At 36.3% G+C, this 15,748-nt stretch carries 14 protein-coding genes and 1 pseudogene; 8 read left to right on the plus strand and 7 right to left on the minus strand.

What is annotated here, in order from left to right:
- The 4 genes and pseudogenes from F6K23_RS38125 to plsY all read left to right on the plus strand — a co-directional run.
- A pseudogene (locus F6K23_RS38125) lies at nucleotides 1-259 on the plus strand (hypothetical protein); the annotation flags it as partial.
- A 268-nt stretch (nucleotides 260-527) separates the two neighbouring features.
- The gene (locus tag F6K23_RS38130; protein WP_293166057.1) at nucleotides 528-932 is read left to right on the plus strand and encodes a DUF3119 family protein; all 405 of its coding nucleotides are present in this window, start codon (nucleotides 528-530) and stop codon (nucleotides 930-932) included.
- Between the two features lie 293 nt (nucleotides 933-1,225).
- Nucleotides 1,226-2,533 carry a DUF3086 domain-containing protein gene (locus F6K23_RS38135; protein WP_293166059.1) on the plus strand — a complete coding sequence of 436 codons (1,308 nt, stop codon included), beginning with the start codon at nucleotides 1,226-1,228 and terminating at the stop codon, nucleotides 2,531-2,533.
- 187 nt (nucleotides 2,534-2,720) lie between these two features.
- On the plus strand, nucleotides 2,721-3,395 hold the full coding sequence (plsY, locus tag F6K23_RS38140) for a glycerol-3-phosphate 1-O-acyltransferase PlsY (RefSeq protein WP_293166061.1): 675 nt from the start codon (nucleotides 2,721-2,723) through the stop codon (nucleotides 3,393-3,395).
- Nucleotides 3,396-4,042: 647 nt separating this feature from the next.
- Here the strand turns inward: plsY and F6K23_RS38145 are convergent.
- The 4 genes from F6K23_RS38145 to F6K23_RS38160 form a co-directional block, all read right to left on the minus strand.
- Complete coding sequence (locus tag F6K23_RS38145) at nucleotides 4,043-4,651, minus strand: hypothetical protein (RefSeq protein ID WP_293166063.1); 609 nt, start codon at nucleotides 4,649-4,651, stop codon at nucleotides 4,043-4,045.
- Nucleotides 4,652-5,774: 1,123 nt separating this feature from the next.
- On the minus strand, nucleotides 5,775-5,936 hold the full coding sequence (locus F6K23_RS38150) for a hypothetical protein (protein WP_293166065.1): 162 nt from the start codon (nucleotides 5,934-5,936) through the stop codon (nucleotides 5,775-5,777).
- The gene (locus F6K23_RS38155; RefSeq protein WP_293166067.1) at nucleotides 5,908-6,480 is read right to left on the minus strand and encodes a transposase; all 573 of its coding nucleotides are present in this window, start codon (nucleotides 6,478-6,480) and stop codon (nucleotides 5,908-5,910) included. Before F6K23_RS38155 ends, F6K23_RS38150 begins: the two co-directional genes overlap by 29 nt.
- A gap of 209 nt (nucleotides 6,481-6,689) precedes the next feature.
- Entirely contained in the window at nucleotides 6,690-6,896 is a 207-nt protein-coding gene (locus F6K23_RS38160; RefSeq protein WP_293166069.1) for a hypothetical protein, read from the minus strand.
- A 422-nt stretch (nucleotides 6,897-7,318) separates the two neighbouring features.
- On the opposite strand from F6K23_RS38160, the gene F6K23_RS38165 reads away from it, so the two are divergent.
- Entirely contained in the window at nucleotides 7,319-7,834 is a 516-nt protein-coding gene (locus tag F6K23_RS38165) for a DUF2141 domain-containing protein (RefSeq protein ID WP_293166071.1), read from the plus strand.
- Nucleotides 7,835-8,453: 619 nt separating this feature from the next.
- Here the strand turns inward: F6K23_RS38165 and F6K23_RS38170 are convergent.
- From F6K23_RS38170 to F6K23_RS38180, 3 genes are all read right to left on the minus strand, one after another.
- Nucleotides 8,454-8,585 (minus strand): hypothetical protein, encoded by a 132-nt coding sequence (locus F6K23_RS38170; RefSeq protein ID WP_293166073.1) that lies wholly within the window; start codon nucleotides 8,583-8,585, stop codon nucleotides 8,454-8,456.
- A gap of 15 nt (nucleotides 8,586-8,600) precedes the next feature.
- Nucleotides 8,601-11,252, minus strand: a complete 2,652-nt coding sequence (locus F6K23_RS38175) for a C39 family peptidase (protein ID WP_293166075.1) — start codon at nucleotides 11,250-11,252, stop codon at nucleotides 8,601-8,603.
- Between the two features lie 594 nt (nucleotides 11,253-11,846).
- The gene (locus F6K23_RS38180) at nucleotides 11,847-12,287 is read right to left on the minus strand and encodes a peroxiredoxin (protein ID WP_293069220.1); all 441 of its coding nucleotides are present in this window, start codon (nucleotides 12,285-12,287) and stop codon (nucleotides 11,847-11,849) included.
- Between the two features lie 360 nt (nucleotides 12,288-12,647).
- Here F6K23_RS38180 and F6K23_RS38185 point away from each other — a divergent pair, with 360 nt between their 5' ends.
- The 3 genes from F6K23_RS38185 (at nucleotide 12,648) to F6K23_RS38195 (ending at nucleotide 15,456) form a co-directional block, all read left to right on the plus strand.
- Nucleotides 12,648-13,055 carry an Npun_F0494 family protein gene (locus tag F6K23_RS38185; protein WP_293166077.1) on the plus strand — a complete coding sequence of 136 codons (408 nt, stop codon included), beginning with the start codon at nucleotides 12,648-12,650 and terminating at the stop codon, nucleotides 13,053-13,055.
- A 641-nt stretch (nucleotides 13,056-13,696) separates the two neighbouring features.
- Nucleotides 13,697-15,163: a cobyric acid synthase CobQ gene (cobQ, locus tag F6K23_RS38190; protein ID WP_293166079.1), complete on the plus strand. Its 1,467-nt coding sequence runs from the start codon at nucleotides 13,697-13,699 to the stop codon at nucleotides 15,161-15,163.
- 59 nt (nucleotides 15,164-15,222) lie between these two features.
- Nucleotides 15,223-15,456 carry a 2Fe-2S iron-sulfur cluster binding domain-containing protein gene (locus F6K23_RS38195; protein ID WP_293166081.1) on the plus strand — a complete coding sequence of 78 codons (234 nt, stop codon included), beginning with the start codon at nucleotides 15,223-15,225 and terminating at the stop codon, nucleotides 15,454-15,456.
- Nucleotides 15,457-15,748: the final 292 nt, after the last annotated feature.

Below are 15,748 nucleotides of genomic sequence, written 5' to 3' on the forward strand. Positions count from 1 at the left end.
TGGGGTGCGTGGGGGATGGGGAGATGGGGAGATGTGGAGATTGGGAGATTGGGAGGTGGGGAGATTGGGAGATTGGGAGATTGGGAGATTGGGAGATTGGGAGATTGGGAGATTGGGAGATTGGGAGATTGGGAGATTGGGAGATTGGGAGATTGGGAGATGGGGAGATTGGGAGATTGGGAGATGGGGAGATTGGGAGATTGGGAGATGGGGAGATGGGGAGATGGGGAGATGGGGAGTAGGTTTTTTAAATTCTTGATTTTTGCTTTTCTTCTGTTAATCTAGGAGCAGGCTAACTATTATTTTGTTTGTAAATTAAAAGTCAAAATTAGTCACTTATCTCTAAGCCTTTGTGAATGAAAAACTAAAAACATTCATTTTAAATTGATTTTTAGGAGGATAATTTTGATGATTTTAAGCAAATTAGATTTTTCTGAGTTTTGAGGATGTTGAAACTGATAAATTTTTATACTATCTATCACTACCTTTTACAATAAATAATTGTATTGAGCAAATAAAATAAAACTATGACTACTATTTCTACATCCGAAGCCAAACAAACTATCGAACTTGCCCCTAATTATAAAATTCCTCTGGTGCTAATAATTAGTGCATTGCCTTTGGCCTTTTGGCAACCATGGGTAAGTCTAGCGATCGCTCTATTTGGTATATTTCTATTATTTCAAACAGCAACTATCCGTCTCAAATTTACTGATACAACCCTAGAAGTATATCGTTCAGAAAAACTAATACGAAGCTTTCCTTATCAAGATTGGCTAAACTGGGAAATATTCTGGTCTCCTATCCCAATTTTATTCTATTTTAGGGAAGTTAAAAGCATTCACTTTCTACCAATTATTTTTGACCCTAAAACACTGAAAATTTGTCTAGAAAAACACTTACCCTCAAATCAGAATTCAATAGAAGCTTAGTAAATTTCTATCTAAGCATTCAGCTATTAGCTGTCAGCTCTCAGCTCTGATGAGGGGATTTTAATATATAGACTTTAAAGCCAGCTTTTGTAGTAAGATTTAATTCTGAATCAATTAGTAAAGCTTTTATATAAAACTAAAAACAATAGCTGATAGCTGACTGCTGAATGCTGAAATTAATGAATCGTTCCCTTTGAGCCAATATCTACAAAAGCTTAAAGTAGAAAATGAAAACCATTCAGTTTAAAACCCTGAATGAAAATAGCATAAAGTCTTGATAATTTTTTTCCATTATGTACCCAGACGAAACACAATCAGAAGAACAAAAAGACCAATCAACAACAACTTCAGATAATATAAATGAAATAGTTCCTTCACCTTGGGATTTAGATGAAGAGATTGAGACTCAAGTTATTCCTACAGATGAACAAAGTGTCAAGCCTTACAAGTCTACCACGACTCAACCAATAGATGCAGAGTATGTTCCATTAGTTGAAGAAAATTCTACAGATACTCCTAATATCAAGGAAGAACCTACAACTCCCCCATTAGTTGAAGAAAATTCTACAGATACTCCTAATATCAAAGAAGAACCTACAACCCCCCCAGTTGCAGAAATTGAAACAGAATTAACACCACCAGTTAATGGCCTTCAACAGCAAGAAGAAAATTTGAAGGAAGAAATAGCTACTCTACAACAAACCAAGGCCAAATTACAGCAAGAAGTAATGGCGCAAACTGAGGCCATAGGGCGTCTGCTACCTGAAGCTTTGAATCAGTTGGAGTCCCGTAGACAAATATTGCAAGTAGAAGTCGAAAAACTAGAACGTCGCAAAGAACGTATTCAGAAAGAGATGCGAACTACTTTTGCAGGTGCTTCTCAGGATTTGGCAATTAGAATTCAGGGATTTAAAGATTATTTAGTAGGAAGTTTACAAGATTTAGCTCTTGCTGCCGAACAGTTAGAATTAACCCCACAGATGCAGGAACCTCCAACGCCTTCTGTTATGGAAAATTCTCCTCGGTCTGTCAGAAATGCTGAAAATCCCCAATTTGCGGAAATGGGTTTTGAGGAGCAAGCTAGACAAATTCGCCAAATTCTTGATGAATATCGGAAAATGCCAGATTATTATGGCCCGCCCTGGAAATTACGGCGTACATTTGAACCTATTCATGCAGAAAGAGTTTCTAGCTGGTTTTTTTCTCAGGGTGGTCGTGGTGCCCTACGAACTATGGGTAGTCGCTTGCAAAATATTTTGGTTGCTTCGACAATTGTTTCTGTATTAAGAGATTTGTATGATACACGAGTACGCGCTCTGATACTTGCTAATTCTCCGGAACGTTTAGGTGAATGGCGACGGGGTTTACAAGATTGTCTAGGGATTGACCGCCGTGATTTTAGCCCAGATAGAGGTGTGGCTCTATTTGAAGAGCCAGAGGTATTGGCCCAAAAAGCAGACCGATTGGTGAAACAGGGAAAATTACCTGTCATTATAATTGATGATACAGAGGATAAAATTAGTCTCTCAATGTTACAGTTTCCTCTTTGGTTAGCCTTTGCTCCTGAACCTGGACTTCAAAACTCAATAGATAGATTTTGAAATGGAAGAAGGAAGAAGGAAGAAGGAAGAAGTGAAGAAGAAAGAAGAAAGAAGGAAGAAGGAAGAATAAATTATAGAGGGAGTAGGGACGTTGCATGCAACGTCCCTACAGGGTAGGCAGTAGAAAGAAAGAATTGATGATTTATCTACGATAATTGATTTTATTTGTTATTCTTGGAGATTTCTAATGATTAGCTGGTTATTATTAAATGGAGTAATATTAATTATTGCCTATTTATTGGGTGCTACTCCTAGTGGTTATTGGATAGGTTCCTGGTTCTACGGAATCGATATTCGCGAACAAGGTTCGGGTTCTACAGGTGCGACAAATGTATTAAGAACTATTGGAAAATGGCCAGCTTTGGCTGTGTTAATTATTGATATTTTAAAAGGAGTATTAGCGATCGCTCTAGTCCGCTATATTTACTCTCTTTTGTTTGCTCAGAACTTAACTATTACTGCTGGAATACCTGATGTTTATATAGCAAAAGAATGGATGGTAATCTTAGCAGGACTAATAGCTATATTCGGCCATACTAAGTCTATTTGGATTGGTTTTAAGGGAGGCAAATCAGTTGCTTCTAGTTTGGGTATTTTGTTAGCAATGTCTTGGGTTGTCGGTCTAGGAACACTTTCTATATTTGCTGTATTTTTAGCTATTAGTCGTATTGTTTCTCTGAGTTCTATCATTGCTGCTATTTCTGTTTCTGGGTTAATGTTTTTCACAGGTCAGCCACTGCCTTATGAAATATTTGCTATTGCTGGTGGTATGTATGTAATTTTGCGTCACCGCAGCAATATTGAACGACTTTTAGCTGGTAAAGAACCTAGAATTGGGCAAAAGTTATCAACGGAATCTTAGTTGAAGAGTGTGGGGAGTGTGGGAAAATAGGGACTCACCCCTAACCCCTCCAAGGAGGGGCAGGGGAGAAAGGAGAAAAAATCATAGTAGCTAAGTAAAACTACTGAAGTTGTCAAAAAAAAGTATGGAAAAATACATTTTTTATCCCGAAAAAGCCGAGCCAAGACTAACCCATAACTCGTCTATTTTGTCAATCTTTATCTTAAGAAAGATGTGGTTCATTAATGGATAATGGATAATTGATAATTGATAGTTGATAATTACCTCTGGTTAAAACCGTTACGGAATTGAATATCAGGAGATATTATTTCTTTTCTTGGTCGATTGGATATGGCGAGGTCTCCTCGCCATCCCACCCTTCGGGAAGCTACGAAGATCGACCGCTTTTTTCCCCTTAAAAGGAGAGGCTTCAAGGCGCGAATTATTTAATTATTAATTATTAATTATTAATTATTCGGTAATGGATAGTCCCAGGAGGGGGAGATCGAGAAAGATTTGGCAATAGTTGAAGATGGAACATTTTTTTATACCGAATTAACCGGATTTGATATAAAACCTTCTTCCTTTTTCCTTCTTTCTTCTTCAGTTGTACATAACTAAAAGCTTCTTGCTTCTTCCTTCTTGCTTCTGAATTAATTGTTGAAATTCTAGGTTGCCAATTTTCCCCAGATAGCTAATCCCCCACCTCTTCCTCTCGCAGCAATAAATTTTTCTTGAATCAAAAAGTAAGCAAAAAAAGCTTGCTTTCCCACACTTTCGGTCGCAAATTTATCTTCACTTTCTTGACCACCTCTAATATATCCAGAATAGAGTTTTACTCCTAATAATTTGACTGTAATTTTTGTAAAATCAAACGCCAAAATATTTTTTTTGTCTATAAATTTTGTCGGACCAGAAAGAGATAGTTTCAAACCAGCAAATTCCACAGTATTTTCTACCCTACCTATTTCTATTTGCTCAGGAGTTTCAGAAGTATTGAGAGGAGAAAAATAGGAGAGTGTAATTTTTACCCAATTCGGAATATAACGTCCAGCTCCCAGAACAATACCTGCTCGTTTTCTAGTTTTTTTCGTACCAGTAATAAAACATAATTGCCAATTGCCTGATAATTGCTCAATATTGTACTTTTTGTCTTGTTTTTTTGACTGTTTTTCAATTTGAATAAGTGTAGAGACAACAGAATCTGGAGAAGGTTTATTCGTAGAATTGTTGATAATTGAATTAGCTGCTGTTTCTATTGTTATTAAATCTTCCATAATATTCTTGAAGAAGGTTTTAGGTTTTAGATGTTATATATACAGCAGATTCGGTCGTATATGAAGTACAAACATTAACGAGGGAATTTCTACAGTGTGGGCATCTTGCCCGCTATAAGTGTACCTCACCCCTGATGGAATCCACTGTATTTGAGAAAGGAATTTTATACTAAATCCGGTTTAGAAAGAACCTTTATTATAAAGGTAAAATAGAAGGCACTTATGCTGCGGACAGAAGGGTTATATCAAATCCGGTTAAACAGCCATAGAATAGTTAAGTCAGCAGGAGTAAACCCACCCCTAACTCCTCCCAGGAGGGGAAGGACCGAGTCAAGAGGAGAAAGAATTACAAAGATGAGCGTAGTTATGACGATTGGAGAATTTTTTTATGTTCAATTCCCCCGGATTTGATATTAGAAAGGAATTTGAAAATGTAATGCATGATCACCAGATTTTGTATTACCGAATAATTAATAATTAATAATTAATAATTAAATAATTCGCACCTTGAAGCTTCCCCTTTTATAGCAGTCGAAGCAAAGGTTAGGACAGATAAAAAGCTTAAAACTCAGATAACGTAATACTTTTCCTTCTTCCTTCTTCCCTCTTCCTTCTTTCTTCTGCTATAAGGGGAAAAAAAGACAATATTCCTTATATTCAATTCCGTAACGGTTTTAACCAGAGGTAATTATTAATTAGGGTGTGCTGAAAAAGTCTTTTTGCTCTTTGTAGGAGACAGGAGACAGGAGACAGGAGACAGGAGAAATGGGAATGTAGAGGAGGTAGGAGCGGGCGTTTTGTCCCAAAATTGTTCTGCCCAACTCTTGCACAAAATGCTAGTTTTTTGAGCAATCTTTACCGAAAACAGGCGCACTTTTTTAAACCTAAAACAGCTAAAACCATTATTTATCAATGCTTTGATATTTAATCAGCAAGCCCTAATTATCCATTATCCATTAATGAAAAAACCTTTTTTTTGAGGGAATAGGAAAAGGTCAAACCGTACGAAAAAAACTGTAGAAAATCGTTACAGCTTTGATCTTGATATTGGATTAACCAATACTGGCTGTACGGCACAGCTCACTATTCCCTCAACAGTAAATGCTCCTGGGAATTTCTTATCTTATATTTGAAGACTGCCATTAACGTCAGCATTGATCGCTTTACCTTTTCCACTTCTGAATAAGCCACGCTTGACTCGTTTACCTACATAGTTTTCATGGCATATTGGTTCTTCTAGGTCAATAGCAGATGTTTTACTTGTGTAACAATCTTGCTGTTTCAATGACTTTTACCCCTGCTAGTTGACACTTATAAGTTATCTGTTCAATTAACTTACCGTGAGGTATTTGGGTAAAATTTTGGTTGTTTTTTTTGCCGATATTTGCACCTTGTTTCCAGTTATCATTTTTGCCTATGACTACAGTACCAATATTATTTGTGGTTAAATACTCAACCACTAACTTACTGGTGTTATGCAGATAATTCTCGACAAAACGATTTCGGTTATAGGTTAACGCCTCAATTTTACGGCTAGTTTTTCTGTTGCCTTTGAGATGACTTTGGTACTTAGCTTTACGCTTATTATATAATTGATTGACGCTTTTTAGTGGCTTCCCATTAATCAGCAGTGGTTTGACACCAGGCTTATTTGTAGATAGAGCTACCTTACTGTCAATTCCTAAGTCTATCCCAGCTACAGATGTTGAATGTATTTGTGGCTGATTTGTTTTTTCATACACTACTTCAATTATATAGCAGGCAGTTGCAGGTACTATCCTCACTTCGATTACAGTATCCACAACTACAGGTATTTTGATTTCACTCATTGATAAGTGACAAATACCATCTTTTAAAGGGGCTTTATAGACTGATTATGCATGAGTATATAACTACATTCCTGCCTTGAGTTTTATTTTTATACTTTGGTATTTTTGGTTTACCTAAAAACTTCCCTGGATGTGTTGACCATTCTTTTATAGCTTGAAAATAACCACGCCAAGTTGCAACCAGGCATTTGATTATTTGTTTTGATACTTTAGTTGGTAATGCTCGCTCCGGCATCGCTATCTTTGGTGGCGTGGTACAGTTTAGTTAAATCCAGACTATGACCTGTACTGAAAAAATGTTGACGACAGTAATAATTAGCCAAATTATACAAGTTTTTTGACTTAAAGGCTAACTCATCACACACCTGCCAAAAGTTATGTGTTCGGTTAATAATATGTCTGTCAACAAGTCGCATTCACCCGCTATAATTCATCTTAAGTTATTACCTGTTTAATATTAAAACACTTTTCTACAAATAGCAACTACTTTCTACAATTTTTATTCAACAGTTAATCACCCTTGTAATTGATTGCTTAGATTGTGGAATTTTTATGGAAGCTTTTGGAGTTGAAGACAAGACTTCTAATTGGGCCTGTCTCAACAAAGTCAGAAGTTATTTTTGTAACGGGGATTTGAGCAACTCTCCAAAAACCCGATCGCCTTAAAAGGCGGGGTTGCGCAACCCAATTATTTTGATAATTTATCTGATGGGCACTGAGCTTTTGGTCAATTATACAAAAGTTGGACTGATCTGAGCTTTCGTCATAGGATTAGTATTAATGAAAAATCCTATTGAAATCATTACAAAATCTAGTTTGACCATTCCTAGGAGATATAATGCAACGATTTTTTTTCAGTATTCTACTGTTGGCTTTTATGGGAAATCTGGTCGTTTCAGATAAGGCTAGAGCAACATTAAACAGTAACTTGGCAAAAAATAACTTAAAAGTCAATAGTAACTTGACTGTTAATATTGATGGTCTGAAGAATCAAAATGGACAAGTTTGCCTCAGTCTTTTTTCAGGCAGTCAAGGATTTCCCAGTGACGGCGATCGCGCTTTGCAAGTAAAGTGTGTCGGTCTAGAAGAAGGGACTCCCGCAATTACATTTGAGAACTTGAAACCAGGAAGTTATGGCGTTGCTGCTTTCCATGATATTAATGACGATGGCGTTTTCAATCTCAATGGCCTTGGTATTCCCAAAGAAGGCTTTGGTTTTTCGAGAGACCCAAAAATTTTCACTGGTCCTCCAAAATTTGGGGATGTAGTTGTAATTATTGTCGGTCCAAAAAACAATATTCGGATTAAATTGCAATATCTTTTAGCTAGAGCGTCGAGAAGCCTCACACCATAATTGAAAATTTGGTGGATGAATCGACAGTAAATTAATGGGACTCGATGTGCCATTAATTTACAAATTTTATGTTATGATAGACTCAAGCTGGTTTGAGTTAACAACCGCCAGTGATGAACCATGAAAATAAAATAAGGTATGGGGTTATATCCCATCCATCCTAGTAATCCGTTGGGAATGTAAAATCTGATTGCGGGGCTAGGTGAGCAGCTTTTTTATTTGCAAAAAGGGCGGCGGGGCATCCCGTCCTTAAAGCTCGTGGAGTCCGATGCAATGGCAGGACTATGAAGCGAGAAGCCCACGCTATACCTTTGGGGTTAGGGTGGGAGTATGTCACGAAGAGCGGCATAGTTCAAAAATATAGCGCTATGTAAAAGGCAACAGGGAGAATAAATACAAAAGGGTTTCAACTTTTATTAATCTCCTAACCTTACAGCGCTTTTCATATTGATGAACCACATCTTCACAAGCAAAAATCTTGCAGGGAGGGGATAGCCATTCCCCCTTACTGTTATGTTCGTAGAGCGTTTCCGCAGGAAACAACACTTTTAGAGGTTGTCTGAGAAGTCTTATTTGCTACATCACGGGCCCCCGCGCATCCCCCAAAATTGTGGAACTTTTACCAGCTAATAGATTCTTGTTCCCCCCAAAATTGGGGGGCTAGGGGGGCAAAATTCACTATTAAACAACTTTTCAAACATCCTCTTACAGCTCCCCATCTCCCCATCTCCCCATCTCCCCATCCCCCCATCTCCCCATCTCCCTCCTACTTTTTCCGAATAAAATGCGCCCAAACACCTCCATTAGGACCGGCAACTCGATCCATGTAATCATAAGGATAAATTAAGCGACTACCTTCAGTATCAGAATAACCAGTTAAAGCATTCCCCCAAGGATCGTTAACAATATAACCCTTGTAGTTATATCCGATCGCTGTCAAAATATGACCGCTAGCAGTAAAGTCCCCTGCCACAACTACTGGACGACGGTTATTCAACTCATTTTTAATTTCAGACCACTCACGGGTAGTGCTAAAACTTGTCTCAAAATCATAAGCACGAATTAAAGCTGATAATACACTGTGGTCTGTTTCTGAACCCTGACCATAATTATTAAAACACCATTCCAACAACTCATCTTCTAACTGACCACCCCAATAAGACCGCACTCCATAATAACCAAATATCATGGCGATCGATGTCACATTACAAGTAGACCAATAAAACCGAGGGTTATCACGTTGAGAGAAATAGGGAACATTCAGTTCTATTTTATTCGGAATGGGATTAAAAGATTTATTCCCACGTTTAAACAAAAAGTAACTAGGAAACACATAACCAGTATTACCAAATTCCCCCATTTGTTCGGTTAAAGCAACTTTGAGATGATTTCCCTCTACAGCATAACTATTCACCCCGTATACTCGACCGATAGGTAACGTTACTTTTTCTGACCTACCCAACAAAAATGAAAACAAAGGTCGCTTTTTAATCACGGTAGTTTCTCGAACCGTCATCGTAATAGCATTAGGATCGTAGAGTATTTCTTCTTCTTGTTTCTTGATTCTAATGTGCTGCCAATATATATATCCTACTTTACCAAAACCAGGAAGAGACTCCAGCAGAGTTACGCGAAAATGCCCTTTAGTGGAAGCATAACCAGTAATTGCCAAAGTCTCACCTAGAGATAATTCTGCTTTTTGATTATCATCAAGTTGAGATGAATCTTCTGTACTACCCTTAATAAAAGTTTTTTGAACTACCAATATTTTAGCGCTGATATAAGTATCTGGAACATCGGTAAAATCAAATAGTAGAAGTTTAGAACCTTTTGTCATTTCAACATGGGGTTCATAAAAATAGCCAAAATTTCCTATTGGTGATATTCCATTACTCAATACCACTTTCAAATTGCCATCAACTAATCCATATTTTTCAACAGTAAAAATTTCTCCTGCTTTAACGCTAACTTTTTGTTGATTGTTAAGCTTGGAACTATCTATAGGATATAATTTAAACCAAGTATCCTGGGCAACTTTCAATTTAATATCTTTTCCAGCAGATATTGGTTCTGAACTTACATAAATATTAACTACTTTACTGTCAACAACTTTTCCCTTACTATCAATACTTTTTAAACGTAACCACCGTGTTCCAGCAGTATTAAATCCTCGACTTAATTTGACTTCCCATAAACCAGACTCTGAGTCAAGATTCACTGGCAATGGATATTTATCTTCCGCAGTCACTGTTACAGTTTTTCCTTGAGTAGGATCATAAGTACCCCGGAGAATTGTGCTTTGATTCACCAAAACTTCTGTAGGACCTAAAAATTTGAGTGTGGCAGCAGTCGCAAAAGCTTGACTAGCTTCAGTTAATTGCACAAAATCTGGATAGACGTACCCCTCGTTACCAAAGTTATGTAGGTTTTCTGTAAGTAAAATTCTTGTATGGTTATTTTGGTATGTGTAGTTGGAGACACCATAAACCATTCCTTTTTGCAGAATTAATTTTTCATTTGGTTTTAAATATGCTTCGTTTGTTGGTTGCTTTTTGATGATGGTATTGTTGAGAGTCTTTAAAGCGATCGCTGTTTGATTATATTTTACTGTCTCTCCCTGCTTAATGATTTCCACCTTTTCTGGGTCAATATATCCTGTATCGCCAAAACCTGGTATCGCTTTAGTTAAAGATACTCGAAAATGACCTTCTACACTTGCATAACCTTGGATAACATCAGTTTCTCCCGGAAAAAGTTCTATTTGTTGGTCTGGTGCTAGTTGGGAATAAGGTTCCGGTTTAAGTTTAATTTGAGTTCTTTGTTTTACCCATAGTAAGTCTAAATCCTGGGGTGCTTTAGGTAAATTATCCCGATGGAAGTAGAGAATTTTTGCCCATTTAGATAAGTGTACTTCCTGAGAATTAAAATAGCCAAATTTGCCAATGGGTGGAATAGGAGTTGCCAGTTCAACTTGTAGATAGTTATCTACTAACTGATATTTGAGGAGTCGATAAGTTTGACCTACTGATAGATTTGCTTTTTCTTCAGTAGTTAAATTATCTGGGTTTTCTAATTTTTCTTGAAAGACAGTCTCCGTGAGGGTAATTAATGTTAATGATGGGTAAATATGTGGTTCAGTATTAACAGTAATGTTAATTGTTTGTTCAATAATTAAATTATTATTTATATCCGTTCCTTTAAGTCGCAACCAACGATTTCCTGAGCTATTAAACCCTGATTCTAAAATTGCGTGCCATAATCCTGTAGCTGGATTTTTAGTAACATTCAAAGGATATTTATCTTCTGCTACTAGAGCAATACTATGGATTTGTTCAGGATTAAATTTACCTGTAATAACAGTAGCTTGATTAACTAGAAATTCGGTCGGACCAAGATAGGAGAGGGTATCTGTACTCATAATTTCTATTTATTCTAAAACTAAAATTTGCGATAGCAAGGAACAAGTTGATGTTTGACTTACAGCAGATTCGGTGGTATATCAAGTACAGAGATTAACAATTAAATGAATGCAAGTGCGGGCATCTTGCTCGCTTAGTATCTTGCCCACTTCGGGGTGTACCTCACTACAGCAGAATCTGTTAAGTTTTAGTTGTATGTTGATGATGAACCTGATACAGAGAAAAGCTTTTGCCACTTTTCCCTGTTCCCTGTTCCCTGTTCCCTGCTATACAACAAATAAACCTGTAGATAATTCTACAGGTGATTAGTAAAAAAGTATTTTTCGGAAAATCTATTAGATATTGAAAGTTAGTAGACATCTCCAGAAAAGAGGGAGTAGGGAGTAGGGAGTAGGGGGAAAGAATTGATAGTTTCTATGGGATAATTGATCTTATTTTTTATGATCACCAGATGTCTAGTACAAACTATAGCAAAGAATGGGTTGCTTAGGACATAGACTGATAATAAATCTTAGACAGGGAAATGTTTTTCCCACTATTCCCTATTCCCTATTCCCTGTTCCCTGTTCCCTGTTCCCTATTCCCTGCTATAATTATTTTGTACCGATAACTTCTAAAATATCTTGAGCGTGACTACCAGTTTTCACATTCTCATCGACGTGAGAAATGTTCCCTGTAGAGTCAATGATATAGGTTACACGCTTAGGATATCCACCACCTTCAACATCATAAGCTTTCGTGATAGCGCCATCAACATCTGCCAATAGTTGGAAAGGCAAACCATATTTCTCAGTGAAAGCTTTGTGGGAAGCTTCATCATCCATGCTTACACCAAGAACAACCATATCTTTACCTTGGTATTCAGCATAGTTGTCTCGGAAGCTTTGAGCTTCTTTAGTGCAACCTGGAGTATCATCTTTGGGATAAAAATATAGGACAACTGTTTTACCAGCAAAATCAGATAAGGAAACGGTGCTGCCGTTGGTATCTTTTACAGTGAATTCTGGTGCTTTAGTGCCAACAGATAATGGCATAGATTTTGTTTTCTCCTTAAATAAGTTTACAGCATGGCCTTGTATTCTTTCTACTATTTTAAGATATTTTGTGCTTTGAAAAACTTTTTATACCAAATCCGCTTATCAAATATATTTTATATAATCTAAGATTAAACCTCTTCCTTATTTCCCCCACACCCTATCTCCGCATTTTTACAATTGTGAGGGTCTATAAACCGAATTTAGTATTACTTACCCTATAGATTGTTTTCTAAACTACTTAGTAAAAAAAAATAAAGTATTATTTGTATAGCTTATTTTAATGTCATATTATTTGTATTATGAACAAGATAAAAAAAACTTACTTATATGGTATAATGAGTAAAAAAAATAATAACAATGGCCTCCATAAAATCTGCAAACTTAATATCACTCCAATATCCTACTCATACTGAAAAAAGGGCGGAAAGAGCGCTTAGTTGTAGCCCGTTTAACATCAGCTTGTTGGCTACAATGTCTGATAGAAGTGTGGAATTAAAATCAATAGCATCAGAGACAGGCTTCAAAAATGCCTATACTCGTTCGCTTATATCAGAATTAGCTGCTGAAAATTATCTAATGTGGCTCATTCAGGTGGGTGTATTAAGGAGAGAAGTTGATGGACAGGGTATTACAGATGGTTTTCGCCTCACACCTCTGGGCCATAAGTTAGTTAAAAAATATTCTCCAAAGGGAAGTTGGTCTCAACCGTCTGTGAGTGATCGCTTCTATAATTTAATTAATCGTTGGTTTCGACTTCCTATTTAGATGGGCAAGAAATATTCAAGTTTTGAAGAATTCGATAATAATTTTTTAGTCAAAACTCAACTCGATAATTATATATTATAAAACTAAGTGATAATTAGTAAGTTATTGCATACTTAAGGTGTGAATATAAACTATTAACTTCAAGAAAAGTGCTGATGGCTTAATATACTTTTCCTCTTCTGTTAATTTTTTCTTTCCTTGATTCGGAAAGTTAAAAGGGTGTTGATTATTTATAAGTATGAAACTCCTAAAAATCTATTATTTAGAGCCAAAAATAAGGGTAAAAAATTAGATATATTTTTCCTAACTAAGGTATGAGAAAAATTCCTTTCTATCTTCTGAAGAGTTTATACCAAATGAATATAAAGTTGCGTAGAATAATATCTCGATCAGGGTTGACTGTAGCTCGAGATAGACAAGTTAATAAATTTCATAATTCTGTGCCACTTCACATAAAATTGGTATAACATCTACGACCTAACACCTAAAACCTAAAACCTATAAAGACCGCACATTTATTCAGCAACGCTGTTAAAAATATATAAGCTTGTAGGCTAACAAATACTACCAGTTACAGCAAACTATATATTTTAAATTGCAAATAAAAAAATCTTATTATAATTCTCTAATCACAAACAGTTATGAAAGCAATTATGGTAGTAGGAACTACCTCCCATGCTGGGAAATCTCTGATTACTGCAGCTATCTGTAGAATTTTATCCCGTCGTGGATGGAGAGTGACTCCCTTCAAAGGACAAAATATGGCTTTGAACTCTTATGTCACATCTAGTGGTGGAGAGATCGGCTATGCTCAAGCAGTACAAGCTTGGGCCGCAGGTGTTACTCCTGCGGTAGAAATGAATCCTATTTTGTTGAAACCTCAAGGAAATATGACTTCTCAAGTTATCCTCAAAGGAAAAGTATTAGATACAGTAGGAGCCATAGATTATTATCAGAAATATTTTAATATTGGTTGGCAGGCTATTAAAGAATGTTTACAACTTTTATCCCAGGAATTCGACATTATAGTCTGTGAAGGAGCAGGTAGTCCAGCAGAAATTAATTTAAAGCACCGAGATTTAACTAATATGCGAGTAGCCAAGTACTTGAATGCGACTACAATTTTAGTAGTTGATATAGATCGAGGTGGTGCTTTTGCTCATATTATTGGTACTCTAGAACTGCTAGATCCAGAAGAAAGAAGTTTAATTAAAGGGATTGTAATTAATAAATTTAGAGGACAGCGATCGCTTCTAGATTCAGGTATTGAATGGTTAGAAAAAAGAACTAATATTCCTGTAATTGGCGTAATTCCCTGGATTGATGAAGTCTTTCCTGCCGAAGACTCTTTAAGTCTTTTAGAGCAACGTTCTATTAAATCTAATACTGAGATTACAATTGCAATTATTAAATTACCAAGAATTTCTAATTTTACTGATTTTGATCCTTTAGATGCAGAGTCTAGTGTCAAGATTAAATATCTCAATCCTAATGATGATTTAGGTTATCCTGATGCAGTAATTATTCCTGGTTCTAAAACTACTATTAGCGATTTATTAATATTACAAAAAAGTGGCATGGCAACAGCTCTCAAGAATTACCAAGCTGCTGGGGGTACAGTTATGGGAATTTGTGGTGGTTTTCAGATGCTTGGTGAAGTTTTAATTGATGGTTATGGTTTAGAAGGAAAAAGGGGAGAATATCAAGGACTAGGACTACTACCAATCAGAACTGTAATTGCTTCTCAAAAAATTTCTCGTCAGCGACAAGTTATTGCTAATTATCCTCTAGCTAATTTACCAGTAATCGGTTATGAAATTCATCAAGGTAGAACCAAAATTACAAAACCAGATATGGTAAATCCTTTATTTAACGATCATGATTTGGGATTTATTAATAATAATCAGTCTGTCTGGGGTAACTATTTACATGGAATTTTTGATAATAGTCCTTGGCGTCGTTCCTGGTTAAATCTCTTGCGTAAAAAACGAGGTCTCGAAGGTCTGCCGACTGGTGTTGCTAACTATAGAGAACAAAGAGAAATAATGTTAGATTCAGTTACAGATAAAGTTAATAGTCACTTAAATTTAAAGTTGATATTTAACTAAAATTTACTGATTAAAATTCACTATAAGCTAACAGTTAATCAAATAATTATTGCTTAATTATGGAAATACTTTTCTTGCCAGATAATGTTACTGTTGAGGCAGAGTCAGGAGAACCTATTTTAGATGTTGCTGAACGTGCTGGAGTAACTATTCCTACAGGTTGTTTAATGGGTTCTTGTCATGCTTGTGAAGTTGAAATTGATGGTGGTCAAACTATTTGCGCTTGTATTACAGCAGTTCCTCCAGGACAGAAAAAAATTACTATCAACCTTTCTGTAGATATGGACTGGTAATCTTTTGTGGGACGAAGGTTGTAGGTTGAGATGATCAACCAGCTCAAAACATAAATAAAATATATATAAGTTAAAAGATTAACTATCTTAAGGATGAAGCAATTATTCTTCACCACTACAGCTCCTGGCCATAGCTAGGGTACAAGGCAATGTCTTTTTGACCTAGTGCAACATTTAACCTTATCAAATCTATTCATCACTGAACATCTCTAATAATAGTATGGCATTACCGTAACGGTAAAGGCAGATGAGCCGCAAAGCTAATCCTTAAAGGACTAGCGCGTCCGAGACC

This window comes from Okeania sp. SIO2C9 (assembly GCF_010672455.1).
Lineage (GTDB): Bacteria > Cyanobacteriota > Cyanobacteriia > Cyanobacteriales > Microcoleaceae > Okeania.

Coding starts and splice junctions, on each gene's coding strand:
- F6K23_RS38130 (WP_293166057.1), top strand. CDS start 528: ATGACTACTATTTCTACATCCGAAGCCAAACAAACTATCGAACTTGCC.
- F6K23_RS38135 (WP_293166059.1), top strand. CDS start 1,226: ATGTACCCAGACGAAACACAATCAGAAGAACAAAAAGACCAATCAACA.
- plsY (WP_293166061.1), top strand. CDS start 2,721: ATGATTAGCTGGTTATTATTAAATGGAGTAATATTAATTATTGCCTAT.
- F6K23_RS38145 (WP_293166063.1), bottom strand. CDS start 4,651: ATGGAAGATTTAATAACAATAGAAACAGCAGCTAATTCAATTATCAAC.
- F6K23_RS38155 (WP_293166067.1), bottom strand. CDS start 6,480: ATGAGTGAAATCAAAATACCTGTAGTTGTGGATACTGTAATCGAAGTG.
- F6K23_RS38160 (WP_293166069.1), bottom strand. CDS start 6,896: ATGCGACTTGTTGACAGACATATTATTAACCGAACACATAACTTTTGG.
- F6K23_RS38165 (WP_293166071.1), top strand. CDS start 7,319: ATGCAACGATTTTTTTTCAGTATTCTACTGTTGGCTTTTATGGGAAAT.
- F6K23_RS38170 (WP_293166073.1), bottom strand. CDS start 8,585: ATGGGGGGATGGGGAGATGGGGAGATGGGGAGATGGGGAGCTGTAAGA.
- F6K23_RS38175 (WP_293166075.1), bottom strand. CDS start 11,252: ATGAGTACAGATACCCTCTCCTATCTTGGTCCGACCGAATTTCTAGTT.
- F6K23_RS38180 (WP_293069220.1), bottom strand. CDS start 12,287: ATGCCATTATCTGTTGGCACTAAAGCACCAGAATTCACTGTAAAAGAT.
- F6K23_RS38185 (WP_293166077.1), top strand. CDS start 12,648: ATGGCCTCCATAAAATCTGCAAACTTAATATCACTCCAATATCCTACT.
- cobQ (WP_293166079.1), top strand. CDS start 13,697: ATGAAAGCAATTATGGTAGTAGGAACTACCTCCCATGCTGGGAAATCT.
- F6K23_RS38195 (WP_293166081.1), top strand. CDS start 15,223: ATGGAAATACTTTTCTTGCCAGATAATGTTACTGTTGAGGCAGAGTCA.